Source organism: Pseudomonas sp. 2835, from assembly GCF_050435905.1.
In the GTDB taxonomy this organism is placed as follows: domain Bacteria; phylum Pseudomonadota; class Gammaproteobacteria; order Pseudomonadales; family Pseudomonadaceae; genus Aquipseudomonas.
This window is the reverse complement of record NZ_JBNDLE010000007.1, coordinates 312753-331630: the sequence shown is the minus strand read 5'-3', so window position 1 is coordinate 331630 and position 18878 is coordinate 312753. Positions and strand designations below refer to the sequence as shown.

14 protein-coding genes are annotated in these 18878 nt (G+C 61.9%); 10 read left to right on the top strand and 4 right to left on the bottom strand.

Features of this window, described 5'->3' with window-relative positions; all coding sequences use genetic code 11:
- Window positions 1-138: 138 nt before the first annotated feature.
- Complete coding sequence (locus ABIE20_RS13360) at window positions 139-1515, bottom strand: glutamine synthetase family protein (protein WP_115084800.1); 1377 nt, start codon at window positions 1513-1515, stop codon at window positions 139-141.
- Between the two features lie 605 nt (window positions 1516-2120).
- Here ABIE20_RS13360 and ABIE20_RS13355 point away from each other — a divergent pair.
- From ABIE20_RS13355 to ABIE20_RS13325, 7 genes are all read left to right on the top strand, one after another.
- Complete coding sequence (locus ABIE20_RS13355; RefSeq protein ID WP_429505490.1) at window positions 2121-3479, top strand: glutamine synthetase family protein; 1359 nt, start codon at window positions 2121-2123, stop codon at window positions 3477-3479.
- 47 nt (window positions 3480-3526) lie between these two features.
- The gene (locus ABIE20_RS13350; RefSeq protein ID WP_429505489.1) at window positions 3527-4885 is read left to right on the top strand and encodes an aspartate aminotransferase family protein; all 1359 of its coding nucleotides are present in this window, start codon (window positions 3527-3529) and stop codon (window positions 4883-4885) included.
- A gap of 168 nt (window positions 4886-5053) precedes the next feature.
- Complete coding sequence (locus tag ABIE20_RS13345; RefSeq protein ID WP_429505488.1) at window positions 5054-6151, top strand: polyamine ABC transporter substrate-binding protein; 1098 nt, start codon at window positions 5054-5056, stop codon at window positions 6149-6151.
- Window positions 6152-6314: 163 nt separating this feature from the next.
- Window positions 6315-7409: a polyamine ABC transporter substrate-binding protein gene (locus tag ABIE20_RS13340; protein ID WP_429505487.1), complete on the top strand. Its 1095-nt coding sequence runs from the start codon at window positions 6315-6317 to the stop codon at window positions 7407-7409.
- 59 nt (window positions 7410-7468) lie between these two features.
- Window positions 7469-8611, top strand: a complete 1143-nt coding sequence (gene potA / locus ABIE20_RS13335; protein ID WP_429505486.1) for a polyamine ABC transporter ATP-binding protein — start codon at window positions 7469-7471, stop codon at window positions 8609-8611.
- Window positions 8608-9528 (top strand): ABC transporter permease subunit, encoded by a 921-nt coding sequence (locus ABIE20_RS13330; protein WP_038998155.1) that lies wholly within the window; start codon window positions 8608-8610, stop codon window positions 9526-9528. The genes potA and ABIE20_RS13330 overlap by 4 nt, the downstream gene beginning before the upstream one ends.
- Window positions 9525-10415 carry an ABC transporter permease subunit gene (locus ABIE20_RS13325; RefSeq protein ID WP_010221198.1) on the top strand — a complete coding sequence of 297 codons (891 nt, stop codon included), beginning with the start codon at window positions 9525-9527 and terminating at the stop codon, window positions 10413-10415. The genes ABIE20_RS13330 and ABIE20_RS13325 overlap by 4 nt, the downstream gene beginning before the upstream one ends.
- Window positions 10416-10485: 70 nt before the next feature.
- Here the strand turns inward: ABIE20_RS13325 and ABIE20_RS13320 are convergent, their stop codons facing one another.
- On the bottom strand, window positions 10486-11646 hold the full coding sequence (locus tag ABIE20_RS13320) for an AAA family ATPase (protein WP_429505485.1): 1161 nt from the start codon (window positions 11644-11646) through the stop codon (window positions 10486-10488).
- Window positions 11647-11789: 143 nt separating this feature from the next.
- Between ABIE20_RS13320 and ABIE20_RS13315 the strand changes: the two genes are divergently transcribed.
- The 3 genes from ABIE20_RS13315 to ABIE20_RS13305 are packed head-to-tail and all read left to right on the top strand — an operon-like array spanning window position 11790 to window position 16992.
- Window positions 11790-12881 carry an efflux RND transporter periplasmic adaptor subunit gene (locus ABIE20_RS13315; RefSeq protein ID WP_429505484.1) on the top strand — a complete coding sequence of 364 codons (1092 nt, stop codon included), beginning with the start codon at window positions 11790-11792 and terminating at the stop codon, window positions 12879-12881.
- On the top strand, window positions 12878-13948 hold the full coding sequence (locus ABIE20_RS13310; protein ID WP_429505483.1) for an efflux RND transporter periplasmic adaptor subunit: 1071 nt from the start codon (window positions 12878-12880) through the stop codon (window positions 13946-13948). Before ABIE20_RS13315 ends, ABIE20_RS13310 begins: the two co-directional genes overlap by 4 nt.
- The gene (locus ABIE20_RS13305; RefSeq protein WP_429505482.1) at window positions 13945-16992 is read left to right on the top strand and encodes an efflux RND transporter permease subunit; all 3048 of its coding nucleotides are present in this window, start codon (window positions 13945-13947) and stop codon (window positions 16990-16992) included. Before ABIE20_RS13310 ends, ABIE20_RS13305 begins: the two co-directional genes overlap by 4 nt.
- Window positions 16993-17113: 121 nt before the next feature.
- On the opposite strand, the gene ABIE20_RS13300 is transcribed toward ABIE20_RS13305, so the two are convergent.
- Window positions 17114-17758 (bottom strand): methionine ABC transporter permease, encoded by a 645-nt coding sequence (locus ABIE20_RS13300; protein ID WP_036994912.1) that lies wholly within the window; start codon window positions 17756-17758, stop codon window positions 17114-17116.
- Entirely contained in the window at window positions 17748-18878 is a 1131-nt protein-coding gene (locus ABIE20_RS13295; RefSeq protein WP_429505481.1) for a methionine ABC transporter ATP-binding protein, read from the bottom strand. Before ABIE20_RS13295 ends, ABIE20_RS13300 begins: the two co-directional genes overlap by 11 nt.

Below are 18878 nucleotides of genomic sequence, written 5' to 3'. Positions count from 1 at the left end.
CTCTTTTTGATCTTTTTCTGGTCTTCGTCCCCCCCGCCCCCGGCCCCGGCGCGCCGCCCCGCGTTGCTCTGCCGCTGTGGGGGGCGGGCCCCCCCCCCCCCCCCCCCCCCATTCCCCCCGCGATAAGGCCCTCAAGCATCACACGGTATGCAGATACCAGTTGTACTCAAGGTCGGAGATGGAGTGTTCGAACTCCTCCAGCTCGCTCTCTTTACAGGCCACGAAGATATCGATGTATTTCGGATCGATGTACTTGGCCAGGATCTCGCTGTCGTCCAGCTCGCGCAGGGCATCACGCAGGTTGTTCGGCAAGCTCTGCTCGTTCTGCTCGTAGGAGTTGCCTTCAACCGGTTCGCCCGGGTCGACCTTGTTGGTCAGGCCATGGTGAACACCGGCCAGTACGGCGGCCATCAGCAGGTACGGGTTGGCGTCGGCACCGGCTACGCGGTGTTCGATGCGCACGGCGTCCGGGGTGCCGGTTGGCACGCGCAGGGCCACGGTACGGTTGTCCAGGCCCCAGCTTGGCGAATTCGGTACGTAGAACTGGGCACCAAAACGGCGGTACGAGTTGACGTTCGGGCACAGGAACGCCATCGACGCCGGTAGGGTCTCGAGCACACCGCCGATCGCGTGACGCAGTGCGGCGTTCTGCTCGGGATCCTCGCTGGTGAAGATGTTCTTGCCATCTTTGTCCAGCACCGAGATATGGACATGCAGACCATTACCCGCCTGGCCCGGGTAGGGCTTGGCCATGAAGGTGGTATCCATCTCATGGTCGTAGGCGATGTTCTTGATCAGGCGCTTGAGCAGTACCGCGTAGTCGCAGGCCTTCATCGGGTCGGCAACATGGTGCAGGTTGACTTCGAACTGCGCCGGGGCGCTTTCCTTGACGATGGCGTCGGCAGGAATGCCTTGTTCCTTGGCGCCTTCGAGGATGTCCTGGAGGCAGTCGACGTACTCGTCGAGGTCGTCGATCAGGTAGACCTGGGTCGAGATCGGACGTTTGCCGGAGATCGGCGAGCGCGGCGGCTGCGGACGGCCGTTCACGTTCTCCTGGTCGATCAGGTAGAACTCAAGCTCGAACGCGGCGCAAATGGTCAGGCCCAGCTCGTCGAACTTGCTCACCACCTGGCGCAGGACTTCCCGCGGGTCGGCGAAAAACGGTTCGCCTTCGAGCTCGTGCATGGTCATCAGCAGTTGCGCGGTCGGGCGCTTTTGCCAAGGCTCGTTGGACAGGGTGTCCGGGATTGGATAGCAGATGCGGTCGGCATCGCCGATGTCCAGGCCAAGGCCGGTGCTTTCGACGGTCGAGCCGTTGATATCCAGGGCGAAGAGGGAGGCCGGCAGGTTGATGCCTTTCTCGTAAACCTTGTGGAGGCTGGTGCGCTCGATGCGCTTGCCGCGCACCACACCATTCATATCTGCAATCAGAAGGTCAACGTAGAGAACCTCAGGATGTTCCTTAAGGAACGCGTTCGCTTCGTTAAGCTGAACGGCACGCGGGGGTACCGACATGATGCAACACCTTTGTTGTTAAAAATATCAATCAATGGGGGCTTGCAGGTTCAGTCAATCGGAAAGCCATGCTGAAGTCAAGCCAGCCCCATGATGCCCTAAAATGGCCCTCAAGCGGCATTTTTGCTGCAATTGGGGGCGCCGACAAGGGCTGCTTTCGTACGGTAACGGCGATCTTGAGCGGACCGTGTTCTATTTTTTACGGGGGTGTTGTGTAAAAAAATGAACAAGGCTAAGCTCGGTGGCAACCCATAACACCAATAATACCGGGGGTTACATGTCACGCCTGCCGACAACCGGCATCATCGCCCGCCGTTCACAGAACGGTTTGCACGCGTTCCTCGCGGGTGGCTTGCGCCACGCGCCAGCACCTTGCGCCCCGGCTGAAATAATTGACGGCCCAGGCGCCCTGCCTGCTGCCGACGCTACTTCGAATGACCTCTGCCATCACTATAGCGGGCTCGTCAGCCTTGCGGGAACTGCCCGTTGCGGTCTCCCTGCGCCTGACTTTTGCTTTAGCCCCGTAGGGCATCCAGAATGTCTGGGACGGCCCACTCCGGGTCTCGTCCTGACGTCTGTCCAGACATTTACCTCCTGAGGTATTTATGAGTAGCAACCTCGACCAGCTCACCGATTGGTTGAAAGAACACAAGATCACCGAAGTCGAGTGTCTGATCAGCGACCTCACCGGTATCACCCGTGGCAAGATCTCGCCGACCAACAAGTTCATCGCCGAAAAAGGCATGCGCCTGCCCGAGAGCGTGTTGCTGCAGACCGTGACCGGCGACTATGTCGATGACGACATCTATTACGAACTGCTCGACCCGGCCGACATCGACATGATCTGCCGCCCCGACGAGAACGCGGTGTTTCTCGTGCCTTGGGCCATCGAGCCGACTGCCCAGGTGATCCACGACACCTATGACAAGCAGGGCAACCCGGTCGAGCTGTCGCCGCGCAACGTGCTCAAGAAGGTCTTGAAACTCTACGCCGACCGGGGCTGGCAGCCGATCGTGGCGCCCGAGATGGAGTTCTACCTGACCAAGCGCTGCGAAGACCCGGACTTCCCGCTGCAGCCGCCGATTGGCCGCTCCGGGCGCCCGGAAACCGGCCGCCAGTCGTTCTCGATCGAAGCGGCCAACGAATTCGACCCGCTGTTCGAGGACGTCTACGACTGGTGCGAGCTGCAGAACCTGGACCTCGACACGCTGATCCACGAAGACGGCACGGCGCAGATGGAAATCAACTTCCGTCACGGCAACGCGCTGTCGCTGGCCGACCAGATCCTGGTGTTCAAACGCACCATGCGCGAGGCCGCGCTCAAGCACAACGTTGCCGCCACCTTCATGGCCAAGCCGATGACCGGCGAGCCGGGCAGCGCCATGCACCTGCACCAGAGCATCATCGACGTGCACACCGGCAAGAACATCTTCTCGGATGAAGACGGGCGCATGAGCGAACTGTTCCTCAACCACGTCGGCGGCCTGCAGAAGTTCATCCCGGTGGTGCTGCCGCTGTTCGCACCCAACGTCAACTCGTTCCGCCGCTTCCTGCCCGATACCTCGGCACCGGTGAACGTCGAGTGGGGCGAAGAGAACCGTACCGTTGGCCTGCGTGTACCGGATGCCGGCCCGCAGAACCGCCGGGTCGAGAACCGTCTGCCAGGCGCCGACGCCAACCCGTACCTGGCGATCGCCGCCAGCCTGCTGTGTGGCTTCATCGGCATGGTCGAAGGCATCAAGCCGAGCGCGCCGGTACAGGGCCGTGGTTACGAGCGGCGCAACCTGCGCTTGCCGCTGACCATCGAGGACGCCCTCGAGCGCATGGAAAACTGCAAGGCGCTGGAACCGTACCTGGGCAAGAAATTCATTACCGGCTACGTCGCCACCAAACGCGCCGAGCATGAAAACTTCAAACGCGTAATCAGCTCCTGGGAACGTGAGTTCCTGCTGTTTGCGGTCTGATCAACCCGGAGCCGCAGGACCGCGGCCGTCAACAAACGGAGAAGCACATGAGCGTCAACAACCCGCAAACCCGTGAGTGGCAAACCCTTAGCAGTGAGCATCACCTGGCACCTTTCAGTGACTATCAACAGCTGAAAGAGAAGGGGCCGCGGATTATCACCAAAGCCGAGGGTGTGCACCTGTGGGACAGCGAGGGCAACAAGATCCTCGATGGCATGGCGGGCCTGTGGTGCGTGGCGGTCGGTTACGGCCGTGAAGAGCTGGTTGAAGTGGCCGCCAAGCAGATGCGCGAGCTGCCGTACTACAACCTGTTCTTCCAGACTGCCCACCCACCGGCACTGGAGCTGGCCAAGGCGGTTACCGCTGTGGCGCCCAAGGGCATGACCCATGTGTTCTTCACCGGTTCCGGTTCTGAAGGCAACGACACCAACCTGCGCATGGTCCGCCACTACTGGGCGCTCAAGGGCAAGCCGCAGAAGCAGGTAATCATCGGCCGCATCAACGGCTATCACGGTTCCACCGTGGCCGGTGCTGCCCTGGGCGGCATGAGCGGCATGCATGCCCAGGGCGGCACGCTGCCGGGCATCGAGCACATCCCGCAGCCGTACTGGTTCGGTGAAGGCGGCGACATGACCCCGGACGAGTTCGGGGTCTGGGCTGCCGAGCAGCTGGAAAAGAAAATCCTCGAAGTCGGCGAAGACAAGGTCGCCGCCTTTATTGCCGAGCCGATCCAGGGCGCAGGCGGAGTGATCATTCCGCCAGAAACCTACTGGCCGAAGATCAAGGAAATCCTCGCCAAGTACGACATCCTGTTTATTGCAGACGAAGTGATCTGTGGCTTCGGTCGCACTGGCGAGTGGTTCGGCTCCGATTACTACGACCTCAAGCCCGACCTGATGACCATCGCCAAGGGCCTCACCTCCGGTTACATCCCTATGGGCGGTGTGATCGTGCGTGACGAAGTGGCCAAGGTGCTCAGCGAAGGCGGCGATTTCAATCACGGCTTTACTTACTCCGGCCACCCGGTGGCGGCGGCGGTAGGCCTGGAAAGCCTGCGGATCCTGCGCGACGAGAAGATCATCGAGCGCGTTCAGGCAGAAACGGCACCGTATTTGCAGAAACGTCTGCGTGAGCTCAACGATCACCCGCTGGTGGGCGAAGTGCGTGGCCTGGGCATGCTCGGTGCCATCGAGCTGGTCAAGGACAAGGCCACCCGCGCCCGTTACGAAGGCCAGGGTGCCGGCATGATCTGCCGTCAGTTCTGCTTCGACAACGGCCTGATCATGCGCGCCGTGGGTGACACCATGATCATCGCGCCGCCGCTGGTAATCAGCCACGCCGAGATCGACGAGCTGGTGGAAAAGGCGCGCAAATGCCTGGACCTGACGCTCGAAGCGCTGAAATAGCCAGGTGCTAGGCTAGCGTAATGGCATCAATGGGTTTCAAGGTGCCTCTTTTGTTGAAAGAGCGCCTTGTAACTTGCCAGACTAGCGGCTGTTTCAGTCGCTCGGGGCTTGCGCCGAATAAGCCGGCCGCTGAACAGATGGCTAAATAAAAATTCTGGAGCATTACGCATGAAGAAATTGGGCAAGACGTTGTTGGCCGTGTCCCTGATGGGCGCCATGGCCAGTGCTGTTCAGGCGGATGACAAAGTACTGCACGTCTATAACTGGTCCGATTACATCGCACCAGACACCGTCGCCAAGTTCGAAAAACAGTCCGGTATCAAGGTCGTCTACGACGTGTTCGACAGCAACGAAACCCTTGAGGCCAAGTTGCTGGCAGGCAAGTCCGGCTACGACGTGGTCGTACCGTCGAACAACTTCCTGGCCAAACAGATCAAGGCCGGCGTCTACCAGGAGCTGGACCGCTCCAAGCTGCCAAACTGGAAGAACCTCGACGAAGACCTGCTCAAGGCCGTTGGCGATGCCAGCGACCTGGGCAACAAGCATGCGTTCCCGTACATGTGGGGCTCCATCGGCATCGGCTACAACCCGGAGAAGGTCAAGGCGGCGCTTGGCATCGACAAGATCGATTCCTGGGACGTGGTGTTCAAGCCGGAAAACATCGCCAAGCTCAAGAGCTGCGGCGTGAGCTTCCTCGATGCGCCGACCGAAATGATCCCGGCCGCGCTGCACTACCTGGGCAAGCCAACCAACAGCACCAGCAAGGAAGACCTCAAAGCCGCTGAAGACCTGTTCCTCAGCGTGCGTCCGTCGATCGGTTACTTCCACTCCTCCAAGTACATCTCGGACCTGGCCAACGGCAACATCTGCGTCGCCGTGGGTTACTCGGGTGACCTGGAGCAGTCCAAGGCCCGTGCCCACGAAGCCGGTGACAAGGTCAAGCTGGACTACGTCATTCCGAAAGAAGGCGCCGGTACTTTCTACGACATGGTTGCCATCCCTAAAGATGCCGTCAACGTCGAAGCCGCCTACAAGTTCATGGACTTCCTGATGCAGCCGGAAGTCATGGCCGAGATCACCAACGCCGTACGTTTCCCGAACGGCAACAAGGCGGCTACCGCGCTGGTAGACAAGGACATCTCGGGCGATCCGAGTATTTACCCACCAGCTGATGTGAAGAAGCAGCTGTATGCAATTGCTGACCCGGGTGCCAAGGCCCAGCGCGAAATCACTCGCAGCTGGACCAAGATCAAATCGGGCAAGTAAAGCTGGTTACCTCCCTGGACGCGGTGTAAATCCCGTCCAGGGAGCATGAAAGCACAAATTTTTTTTGCGGCACGAGTGCATCGAAGGTAAGTTGCGCGCCGGTTTGCTTATCCGGCAGGTATTTCTGTCGTTTGCCACTGGCACATTTGTGAGGACCTCCCACTTGTCTATTTCTGTATTTCGCAAGGCCTTGTTGGCTGGAGCGGGTCTGACGCTGGCGATCAGCGTCCAAGCGGCGCCCACGGTGCACATTTATAACTGGTCCGACTACATCGGTCAGACCACCCTCGCAGACTTCGAAAAAGCTACTGGCATCAAGCCGGTGCAGGATGTCTTCGATTCCAACGAAACCCTGGAAGGCAAGCTGCTGGCCGGTCGCACCGGCTATGACGTGGTGGTGCCGTCCAACCATTTCCTCGGCAAGCAGATCAAGGCGGGTGCGTTCCAGAAGCTCGACAAGGCGCTGCTGCCCAATTACGCGAACCTCGACCCGGCGCTGATGAAGCGTCTGGAAAAGAACGACCCGGGCAACCAGTACGCCGTCCCCTACCTGTGGGGCACCAATGGCATCGGCTATAACGTCGAGAAGGTCAAGGCGGCGCTGGGCACCGACAAGATCGATTCCTGGGCTGTGCTGCTCGAACCGGAGAACATCAAGAAGCTCTCCAAGTGCGGGGTCGCCTTCCTCGACTCGGCCGACGAGATGCTCCCGGCAGTGCTCAACTACATGGGGCGCGATCCCAACAGCACCAACCCCAAGGACTACGCCGACGCCGAGAAGAAGCTGTTGGCCGTGCGTCCTTACGTGACCTACTTCCATTCCTCCAAATACATCTCGGACCTGGCCAACGGCGACATCTGCGTGGCTGCCGGTTTTTCCGGCGATGTATTCCAGGCCAAGTCCCGCGCCGAAGAAGCCGGCAAGGGCGTCAAGGTGGCCTATGCGATTCCCAAGGAAGGCGGCAACCTCTGGTTCGACATGCTGGCGATCCCCAAGGACTCCAAGAATGTCAAAGAGGCCCATGCCTTCATCAACTATTTGCTGCAGCCTGAGGTCATTGCCCAGGTCAGTGATTACGTCGGTTACGCCAACCCGAACCCCAAGGCTGGCGATCTGATGGACCAGAGCGTGCGAACCGACGCAGCGGTTTACCCACCGCAAGAAGTGCTGGACAAGTTGTACGTCAACTCCGAGCTACCTCCCAAGGTGCAACGGTTGATGACCCGTAGCTGGACCAAGGTCAAGTCGGGCAAGTAAAAATCCAGGGTCCGTCACGGCAGGGGCGGACGCAAAAAATCTTGTTGGGAGTTTCACAAATGGCAGTTGCCTCCGGTGCCTATAAGAAAGCCCTCGAGGGCGACCAGCAACCTAAACAGGTGCTGGTCAAAATCGACCGGGTCACGAAAAAGTTCGACGAAACGGTCGCCGTGGACGATGTGTCCCTGGAAATCAAGAAGGGCGAGATTTTCGCCCTGCTCGGTGGCTCGGGTTCCGGCAAATCCACTTTGCTGCGCATGCTCGCCGGCTTCGAACGGCCAACCGAGGGGCGTATCTTCCTCGATGGTGTAGACATTACCGATATGCCGCCCTACGAGCGGCCGATCAACATGATGTTCCAGTCGTACGCATTGTTCCCGCACATGACCGTGGCCCAGAACATCGCCTTCGGCCTGCAGCAGGACCGCATGCCCAAGTCGGAGATCGACGCCCGCGTGGCCGAGATGCTCAAGCTGGTACACATGACCCAGTACGCCAAGCGCAAGCCGCACCAGCTCTCCGGTGGCCAGCGTCAGCGTGTGGCCCTGGCCCGTTCGCTGGCCAAGCGGCCGAAACTGCTGTTGCTCGATGAGCCGATGGGCGCGCTGGACAAGAAGCTGCGCTCGCAGATGCAACTGGAGCTGGTGGAAATCATCGAGCGGGTCGGCGTGACCTGCGTGATGGTGACCCACGACCAGGAAGAGGCCATGACCATGGCCCAGCGCATCGCCATCATGCACCTGGGCTGGATCGCCCAGATCGGCAGCCCGATCGACATCTATGAAACCCCGACCAGCCGCCTGGTCTGCGAATTCATCGGTAACGTCAACCTGTTCGAAGGCGAAGTGGTCGACGACGCCGAAGGCCACGCGGTGATCGCCAGCCCCGAGCTTGAGCGCAAGATCTACGTCGGCCACGGTGTCACCACTTCGGTGGAAGACAAGCGCATCACCTACGCCCTGCGTCCGGAAAAACTGCTGGTGACCACCGAGCAGCCAACCTGCGAGCACAACTGGTCGCGAGGCAAGGTTCACGACATCGCCTACCTGGGCGGCCACTCGGTGTTCTACGTCGAGCTGCCTGGCGGCAAGATCGTCCAGTCGTTCGTCGCCAACGCCGAGCGCCAGGGCACCCGGCCGACCTGGGACGACCAGGTCTACGTCTGGTGGGAGGATGACAGCGGCGTGGTACTGCGCTCATGAATGCCCGCAAGCTCAAGCGAGCCTTCAACCGAATAAAACCCGAGGGGCGCCATGTGGTGATCGGCGTGCCGTTCATCTGGCTGTTCCTGTTCTTCATGCTGCCGTTCTTCATCGTCCTGAAGATCAGCTTCGCTGAAGCCGACGTGGCGATCCCGCCGTACACCGAGATCTACAGCTACGTCGAAGACAAGGTGCAACTGGTGCTCAACCTGGCCAACTATGGCCTGTTGACCGAAGACGAACTGTACATCTCGGCGTACCTGGGTTCGTTGAAGATGGCCTTCGTCAGCACGCTGCTGTGCCTGCTGATCGGCTATCCGATGGCCTATGCCATTGCCAACGCGCGCAAGGAAACCCAGACGGTACTGTTGCTGCTGATCATGATGCCGACCTGGACCGCGATCCTGATTCGCGTCTATGCCTGGATGGGCATCCTCAGCAACAACGGCCTGCTCAACGCCTTCCTGATGTGGCTGGGGTTGATCGATCAGCCGTTGCAGATCCTCAACACCAACCTTGCGGTGTACATCGGTGTGGTCTATTCGTACCTGCCGTTCATGATCCTGCCGCTCTACGCCAACCTGGTGAAGCACGACCAGAGCCTGCTTGAGGCGGCCTCTGACCTCGGTTCGAGCACCTTCAACAGCTTCTGGAAGATCACCGTGCCGTTGTCGAAGAACGGCATCATCGCCGGCTGCATGCTGGTGTTCATTCCGGTGGTGGGTGAGTTCGTCATTCCTGAACTGCTCGGCGGCCCGGAAACCCTGATGATCGGTAAAGTGCTCTGGCAAGAGTTCTTCAACAACCGTGACTGGCCGGTGGCCTCTGCCCTGGCGGTAGTGATGCTGGCGATCCTGATCGTACCGATCCTGCTCTTCAACCGTAGTCAGGCCAAAGAGATGGAGGGCAGGGCATGAAACGTTTCAGTTTCTCCAAATTGATGTTGGTCCTGGGCCTGCTGTTCATCTATCTGCCCATGCTGATCCTGGTGATCTACTCGTTCAACGCCTCCAAGCTGGTGACGGTGTGGGGCGGCTGGTCGGTGAAGTGGTACGTCGGCCTGCTCGACAACACCCAGTTGATGGGCTCGGTGATGCGCTCGCTGGAGATCGCCTGCTATACCGCGATCGCCGCCGTGGCGCTGGGTACCCTGGCAGCCTTCGTGCTGACCCGGGTTACCCGCTTCAAGGGCCGTACCCTGTTCGGTGGCCTGGTCACCGCGCCACTGGTAATGCCCGAAGTGATCACCGGTCTGTCGCTGTTGCTGCTGTTCGTGGCCATGGCGCAGATGATCGGCTGGCCGCAGGAACGTGGCATCGTCACCATCTGGATCGCCCACACCACCTTCTGCGCAGCCTATGTGGCGGTAGTGGTGTCGGCGCGCCTGCGTGAGCTCGACCTGTCGATCGAAGAAGCGGCCATGGACCTTGGTGCACGGCCGTGGAAGGTGTTCTTCCTGATCACCATCCCGATGATCGCACCGTCGCTGGCTGCGGGCGGGATGATGTCCTTCGCCCTGTCGCTGGACGACCTGGTACTGGCCAGCTTTGTGTCCGGCCCGGGCTCGACCACCTTGCCGATGGAAGTCTTCTCTGCCGTGCGTCTGGGCGTGAAGCCGGAAATCAACGCCGTGGCCAGCCTGATCCTGCTCAGTGTGTCGCTGGTGACCTTCATGGTCTGGTACTTCAGCCGCCAGGCCGAAGAGCGTCGTCGTCGGGCGATCCAGCAGGCGATCGAAGAAAGCGCTGCCGACTCGTGGAAGCAACCGGACGTGCGCCGCGCGCCGGCGCCGGTTTCGGCGTGATCTGAAACCCTTCGCGGGGCAAGCCCGCTCCTACAAATGGGTAGGAGCGGGCTTGCCCCGCGATTGGTTTTTACTCCGGCCAGTGCCAGGCCGGCTCATCCAGCATCCCCTGACCGGCAACACGGGTCTGTCCCAGCACCTTCTCCAGCACGATCGAATTGCAGCTCACATCCTGTTCCAGCGCCGCCACCAGGCGCCGTGCATGTGACACTACCCATACCTGACACTGCTCCGATGCGCGGATGATCAAGCGCGCCAACGCCGGCAACAAGTCCGGGTGCAAGCTGGTTTCCGGCTCGTTCAGCACCATCATGGTTGGCGGCCTTGGGGTCAGCAGTGCAGCGACCAGCAGCAAGTAGCGCAAGGTGCCGTCCGACAGTTCGGCGGCGGTCAGCGGTCGCAACAAGCCTTCTTGATAGAACAACACCCCGAACGCCCCACCCGGCACGGCATCGATTTCCAGGCGTGCGCCGGGGAAGGCATCGGCGATGGTTGCCTGCAAGGCGTGCGGGTCGCCGATCTCGATGATGGTCTGCAGCGCAGCAGCCAGGTCGCGGCCGTCGTGGTGCAGCACCGGCGTGCGCGTCCCCAGTTGCTGGCGACGGGCCGGGGCGTCACGGTCGGTGCGAAAGTGATCGTAGAAGCGCCAGCCGCGAATGCGCTCGCGCAGCAGCAACACTTCCGGCGATGAGCGCAGGTTGCCGACCTGGTCGAACAGGCTGTCGAAACTCGGCGTGTGCTGCGCCTGCAGCTCCCATTGGCGGCCTTCACGGGCCTTGACCATCGGCCCCTGGCGTTCCACCAGCAGGCTGGCCGGACGGTACAGCGCTCCGGCCCAGATGCTTTCGCGCTTGATCTGCGGGTCGAGGGCGAAGCGTGAGTCGCTCGGCTCTGGCAGGCCCAGGCCGATGGCGTAACCGAACTCTTCGTCGGCAAAACCCAGGCGCAAGCGCCGGGCGTGCTGGCGCGGGCCGCCCTGGATGGCGACTTCACCGTTGCTCATGCGCCGGCTGATCTGCTCGGGGCCGGCCCAGAACGTCGACTCCAGCCCGCCTTCGACCGCCAGGGCATTGACCACGCCACCCTGGGCCGTCTCGGCGAGTAGGCGCAGGGCCTTGTACAGGTTGGACTTGCCGCTGCCGTTGGGCCCGGTAATGACGTTAAGGCGTGCCAGCGGCATCACCAGGTGATTGATCGAGCGGTAGTTGGCGACAGCCAGGGTGGTCAGCATGGCAGCGTCCATTCAGGCAAAGATGCAGTATCGCCGATTCCACAGGGTGAACGAATTGTGTATGCCGACAAGCGATCAAGGGAACCCTGATCTACGCTAACACTCGCATTCCTAAATAGATCTGGCACATGCAAGGAGCCTGCATGACGGTGTTGCGTCCTTTATCGCTCGTCTGCCTGGGGGTGTTGCTGGTGCTGACGGGATGCGGGGAGAAAAAAGCCGCTGAAGCCGAACTGCCCAGGGTCGGTGTTCAACGTGTTCAACCCAGTGATTTCGCGGCATCCGTGACCCTGACCGGTGATGTTCAGGCGCGGGTGCAGACTGACCTTTCGTTTCGCGTGGGCGGCAAGATCATTGCCCGCAGCGTCGATGTCGGTGATCACATCAAGGCTAACCAGGTACTGGCCAGGCTTGACCCCAAGGACCTGCAGACCAACGTCGACTCGGCCAAGGCCGAGGTCTTTGCCGAACAGGCCCGCGTGACCCAGACCGCCGCGGCTTTTGTCCGCCAGCAAAAGCTGTTGCCCAAGGGCTACACCAGCCAGAGCGAGTACGACTCTGCCGAAGCCGCCTTGCGCAGCAGCCAGAGCGCCCTCAAGGCTGCCCAGGCGCAACTGGCCAATGCCCGTGAACAACTGAGCTACACCGCGCTGGTCGCCGAGGCGGACGGGGTAATTACCGAGCGCCAGGCCGAAGTCGGCCAAGTGGTTCAGGCCACGGTGCCGATCTTCAGCCTGGCCCGCGATGGCGACCGCGATGCGGTGTTCAACGTCTATGAATCCTTGCTGGTAGCGCCGCCGAGTGAGCGTGCCATTACCGTGCGCCTGGTGGATGACCCGAAGATCCAGACCGAGGGCCACGTGCGCGAAATCACCCCGACGGTGTCGGCGCAAAGCGGCACGGTGCAGGTCAAGGTAGCCCTGAAGAACGTGCCGGCGGGCATGGAACTGGGCTCGCCGGTCACCGCCACCGCCAATGCCCAGGGCAGGCCGAGTATCGAACTGCCCTGGTCGGCACTGACCAAGGACCTGCACGACCCGGCCGTGTGGCTGGTGGGTGAGGGCGACAAGGTCAGCCTGCAAAAGGTCAAGGTCATCCGTTACCTCACCGGCAAGGTGGTGGTCGGTGAAGGCCTCAAGGGTGGCGAGACCGTCGTCGTCGCCGGAGGTCAGTTGCTCAACCCGGGCATGCAGGTACAAGTGGCACCGACCGCCGACAGCGGGGTGGCGCAATGAACAGGCTGACACTGATCTTGTGCAGTGCCCTGCTGCTGGCCGGCTGCGGCAAAGAAGCAGAAGCCCCGGAGCCGGTACGCCCGGTGTTGTCGGTGCTGGTTGAACCGCAGATCCAGGCCAACCTCGGTCGCTTTGCCGGGAGCATTCAGGCGCGTTTTGAAAGTACTCTGGGCTTTCGCGTAGGCGGGCGTATCGCCCGGCGCTGGGTGGATGTCGGCAGTTCGGTGCAGCCGGGCGACGTGCTCGCCAGCCTTGATCCCACCGACCAGCGCAACCAGTTGCGCGCTGCCGAAGGTGACCTGGCCAAGGTCCAGGCGCAATGGATCAACGCCCAGGCCAATGCCCGCCGTCAGCAGCAACTGTTCGACCGTGGCGTGGGCGCCCAGGCGCAACTGGACATCGCCCAGACCGACCTGAAAACCACTGGCGCTTCCCTGGAGCAGGCGCGCGCGGCAGTCGACCAGGCCCGCGACCAGCTCGGCTACAGCGAGCTGAAGGCCGATCACGCTGCCGTGGTCACCAACTGGCAGGCCGAAGCCGGGCAGACCGTCAGCGCCGGGCAGGCCGTGGTGACCCTGGCCCGCCCGGATATCAAAGAAGCGGTCATCGACCTGCCCACCAGCCTGGCCGAGCAGATGTCCGGCGAGCTGAAGTTCCTGGTCGCTTCACAACTGGACTCAAGCATCAGCACCACCGCCACCCTGCGTGAACTCGAACCCCAGGCCGACGCCACCACCCGTACCCGGCGTGCGCGCCTGACCCTGGCCGAAACACCGCTGGCATTCCACCTGGGTACGGCGATCAGCGTCACCCTGAGCTCGGCGGTGTCGCCGCGCAGCGAGCTGCCGGCATCGGCGCTGCTCGAGAGCGAGGGCAAGACCCGGGTGTGGGTCGTCGATCCGCAGCAAAAAACGGTGTCTACCCGTGAAGTGAAGTTGCTTGAACGCAGCGCCAGCACCGTGGTGCTGAGCGCCGGCGTACAGGCCGGCGAGCGGGTGGTGACGGCGGGTGTGAACAGTCTCAAACCGGGCCAGAAGGTCATAGTCGACGAGGAAGACCCGCAATGAAAGGAAGCTTCAACCTGTCGGAGTGGGCGCTGAAGCACCAATCCTTTGTCTGGTACCTGATGTTCGTCGGCTTGCTGATGGGCGTGTTTTCCTACATGAACCTGGGCCGTGAAGAAGACCCTTCGTTCACCATCAAGACCATGGTCATTCAGACCCGCTGGCCTGGAGCGACCCAGGATGAAACCCTGTACCAGGTCACCGACCGCATCGAAAAGAAGCTCGAAGAGCTGGACTCCCTCGACTATGTGAAAAGCTACACCCGCCCGGGCGAGTCGACCGTATATGTCAACTTGCGCGACACCACCAAAGCGGCGGACATTCCGCAGATCTGGTACCAGGTGCGCAAGAAGATCCAGGACATCCGCGGCGAGTTTCCCCAGGGCATCCAGGGCCCGGGCTTCAACGACGAGTTCGGTGATGTGTTCGGCTCGATCTACGCCTTTACCGCCGACGGCCTGACCATGCGCCAGTTGCGCGACTACGTCGAGCAGGTGCGGGCCGAGGTGCGCGAAGTACCCAACCTGGGCAAGGTCGAGATGATCGGCACCCAGGACGAAGTGCTCTACCTGAACTTCTCCACGCGCAAGCTGGCCTCCTTCGGCATCGACCAGCGTCAGGTCCTGCAAGCCCTGCAGAGCCAGAACGCGGTGACCCCGGCCGGGGTGATCGAAGCCGGCCCCGAGCGCATATCGGTGCGTACCACTGGCCAGTTCGCTTCGGAGAAAGACCTCGAGGCGGTCAACCTGCGTATCAACGACCGCTTCTTCCGCCTCGCTGACATCGCTGATATCCAGCGCGGTTATGTCGACCCGCCGACCTCGATGTTTCGCTACAACGGCCAGACCGCCATTGGCCTTGCCATCGGTATGAAGGCCGGCGGCAACATCCAGGCGTTCGGTGCCGACCTGCACAAGAAAATGACCAGTGTGGTCGCCGAACTGCCGGTGGGCGTTGGCGTACACACGGTGTCGGACCAGGCGGTGGTGGTCGAGGAAGCGGTGGGCGGCTTTACCAGTGCCCTGTTCGAGGCGGTGGTGATCGTCCTGGTGGTGAGTTTCATTAGCCTCGGGGTACGCGCCGGGCTGGTGGTGGCCTGCTCGATTCCGCTGGTGCTGGCCATGGTGTTCATCTTCATGGAATACAGCGGCATCACCATGCAGCGGATCTCCCTGGGCGCGCTGATCATTGCCCTGGGCCTGTTGGTGGACGATGCGATGATCACTGTCGAGGTGATGGTCACGCGCCTGGAAATGGGCGAGAGCAAAGAGCAGGCGGCGACCTTCGCCTATACCTCGACCGCCTTCCCGATGCTCACCGGTACCCTGGTGACCGTCGCCGGTTTCGTGCCGATCGGCCTCAACGCCAGCTCCGCGGGTGAGTACACCTATACGCTGTTTGCGGTAATTGCCGCGGCGCTGCTGGTGTCCTGGGTGGTGGCGGTACTGTTTGCCCCGGTGCTTGGCGTGCATATCCTCAGCACCAAGGTCAAACCGCACAGCGAAGAGCCGGGGCGTATCGGCAAGGCCTTTGGCAACAGCCTGCTGTGGTGCATGCGTCATCGCTGGCTGACCATCATCGGCACCGTGTTGCTGTTCGTGCTGGCGGTGTTCTGCATGCGTTTTGTACAGAACCAGTTCTTCCCGTCCTCGGACCGCCCGGAAATCCTCGTCGACCTCAACCTGCCGCAAAACGCCTCGATCGAGGAAACCCGCAAGGCGGTGGATCGCCTTGAAGCCACGCTCAAGGGCGATCCGGATATCGTCCGCTGGAGCACTTACATCGGCCAGGGCGCGATCCGTTTCTACCTGCCGCTGGACCAGCAACTGCAGAACCCGTACTACGCCCAGCTGGTAATCGTCAGCAAGGGCCTGGAGTCGCGCGAGGCATTGATGGCGCGCCTGCAAAAGCGCCTGCGTGAAGACTTCGTCGGCATCGGCAGCAACGTCCAGTCACTGGAAATGGGCCCGCCGGTCGGGCGGCCGATCCAGTATCGGGTCAGCGGCAAGGACATCGACGAAGTACGCAAGCACGCCATCGCCCTGGCTTCGTTGCTCGACCAGAACGAGCATATCGGCGAGATGATTTACGACTGGAACGAGCCAGGCAAGGTGCTGCGGGTCGAAATCGCCCAGGACAAAGCACGCCAGCTCGGGCTGTCGTCCGAAGACGTGGCCAACGTGATGAACAGCATCGTCAGCGGCGCGCCGGTCACCGAGGTCAACGACAACATCTACCTGATCGACGTCATCGCCCGCGCCGAAGACAGCGAGCGCGGCACACCGCAGACCCTGCAAAACCTGCAGATCGTCACCCCCAACGGCACCTCGATCCCGCTGCTGGCCTTCGCCACTGTGCGCTATGAGCTGGAACAGCCGCTGGTGTGGCGCCGCGACCGCAAACCGACCATCACCATCAAGGCCTCGGTGCGCGGCGAAATCCAGCCGACCGACCTGGTCGCCGAGCTCAAGCCGCAAATCGACGAGTTCGCCAGCAAGCTGCCGGTGGGTTACGGCGTCGCCACCGGCGGTACCGTGGAAGAAAGCGGCAAGGCCCAGGGCCCGATCGCCAAGGTGGTGCCGTTGATGCTGTTCATGATGGGCACCTTCCTGATGATCCAGCTGCACAGCGTGCAGAAGCTGTTCCTGGTCGCCAGTGTGGCGCCGCTGGGCTTGATCGGCGTGGTCCTGGCGCTGGTGCCGACCGGCACGCCGATGGGCTTTGTGGCGATCCTGGGGATTCTCGCGCTGATCGGTATCATCATCCGCAATTCGGTGATCCTGGTGACCCAGATCGACGAGTACGAAGCCCAGGGTTATTCACCCTGGGATGCGGTGCTAGAAGCCACTAACCACAGGCGCCGGCCGATTTTGCTGACTGCGGCAGCGGCGAGCCTGGGCATGATCCCGATCGCCCGGGAAGTGTTCTGGGGGCCGATGGCCTACGCCATGATCGGCGGGATCATCGTCGCCACCTTGCTGACCCTGCTGTTTTTGCCGGCGCTGTACGTGGCCTGGTACAAGATCCGCGAGCCGCAGCGTCAGTGATTACGCCATCGCGGGTCCAGCCCGCTCCCACAGAATGAGCTGCCCCCAAGAAGCTGGACACCTTGGGGTAAGTCCAGAACTACCTCTGGACCTGTGGGAGCGGGCTTGACCCGCGATAGATTCAGCGCTTGTTCAAGCCCTTTGCCAACCGATCCCCACCCAGCTGGATCAACGCCACCAGCACCACCAGCATGACGATCACCGTCAGCATGATCTGGCTGTCGAAGCGCTGGTAGCCATAGCGATAGGCGATGTCGCCCAAGCCTCCGGCACCGATGGCGCCGGCCATGGCCGAGGAGTTGATCATGGTCACCAGGGTGATGGTAAAGCCGCCAACGATGCCCGGCAGGGCTTCGGGCAGCAGCACATGCCAGACGATGTGCCAGCGCCGGCAGCCCATGGCCTGGGCCGCTTCGATCAGGCCGTGGTCGACCTCGCGCAGGCTGACTTCGGCGATGCGCGCAAAGAACGGTGTGGCGGCGATGGTCAGCGGCACTACCGCAGCCCAGACGCCATAGGTGGTGCCGACGATCAGGCGGGTAAAGGGAATCAAGGCCACCATCAGGATCAGGAACGGAATCGAGCGGAACAGGTTGACGAAGGCGCCGAGCACGCGGTTCAGGGTGGGCGCTTCGAAGATCCCGCCCTTGCCACTGGTGACCAGGATCACCGCCAGCGGTACGCCGGCGAGCAGGGCGATCAGCGACGAGACGCCAACCATCAGCAGGGTGTCGAGCACACCTTGGAGCAAGCGATCAAACCACATAACCCAATACCTCCACCTGCGCAGCCCACTGCCGGGCGCGCTCAATCACTTGCTCGTGGCTGTGCGGCGAGTTGGCCACCGATACCACGAGTTGCCCCAGCGCGCGGCCCTGGATCGGTTCGATGCCGCCTTGCAGCAGGCTGATCCGGCCGCCGAGCAAGGCGAATAGTGAAGACAACTCCGGCGCCTGTTTGTCTTTGCCACTCACTCGCAAGCTCAACACCAGCGCTGCGTCCGGGCTCGCCGGTTGCGGCTGCAAGCGTGCCTGCAACGCCGCTGGCAAAGCAGGCTGCAAGGGCGCGAGCAGGGTCTTGCTGACCTCATGCTGCGGATCGCCGAACACCTGCCAGACCGCGCCTTGTTCAACGATGCGCCCACGCTCGAGCACCACCACCCGATGACAGATATCGCGGATCACCGCCATCTCGTGGGTGATCAGCACGATGGTCAGGCCCAGGCGCTGGTTGATATCGCGCAGCAGGCCGAGGATCGACTCGGTGGTTTCCGGGTCGAGTGCCGACGTAGCCTCGTCACACAACAGGATCTCGGGGTCATGTACCAGCGCCCGGGCAATGCCGACCCGCTGCTTCTGCCCGCCGGACAACTGCGCCGGGTAGACGTGATGCTTCTCCTGCAGGCCGACCAGCTCAAGCAATTCGGCAACCTTGCGCTGGCGCTCGGCCTTGGGCACGCCGGCGACCTTGAGCGGCAACTCGACGTTCTGCCAGACGGTCTTGGCCGACATCAGGTTGAAGTGCTGGAAGATCATGCCGATACGCCGGCGCAGGCGTACCAGGCGGTCTTCGTCGTACTCGCCGATGTCCACCTGGTCGATCAGCACCCGGCCATGGCTCGGTTGCTCCAGGCGGTTGATGGTACGGATCAGCGACGACTTGCCGGCGCCGCTGCGGCCGATGATGCCGAAGATCTCACCGTGCTGGATGTTCAGGTCGATGCCGTCCAGCGCCGGAGCCTGTTGGCCAGGGTACGTCTTGCCGAGGCCAATGAAACGGACATGGGCGTTGCCCAGCTCCGGGTGCAAGGCCCGTTGCCGGGCCTGTTGCAGGGGCGCGAAGGGCGACTGCTGCTCTTGCGCCACGCGGGCGCTGACGGCGTTCAT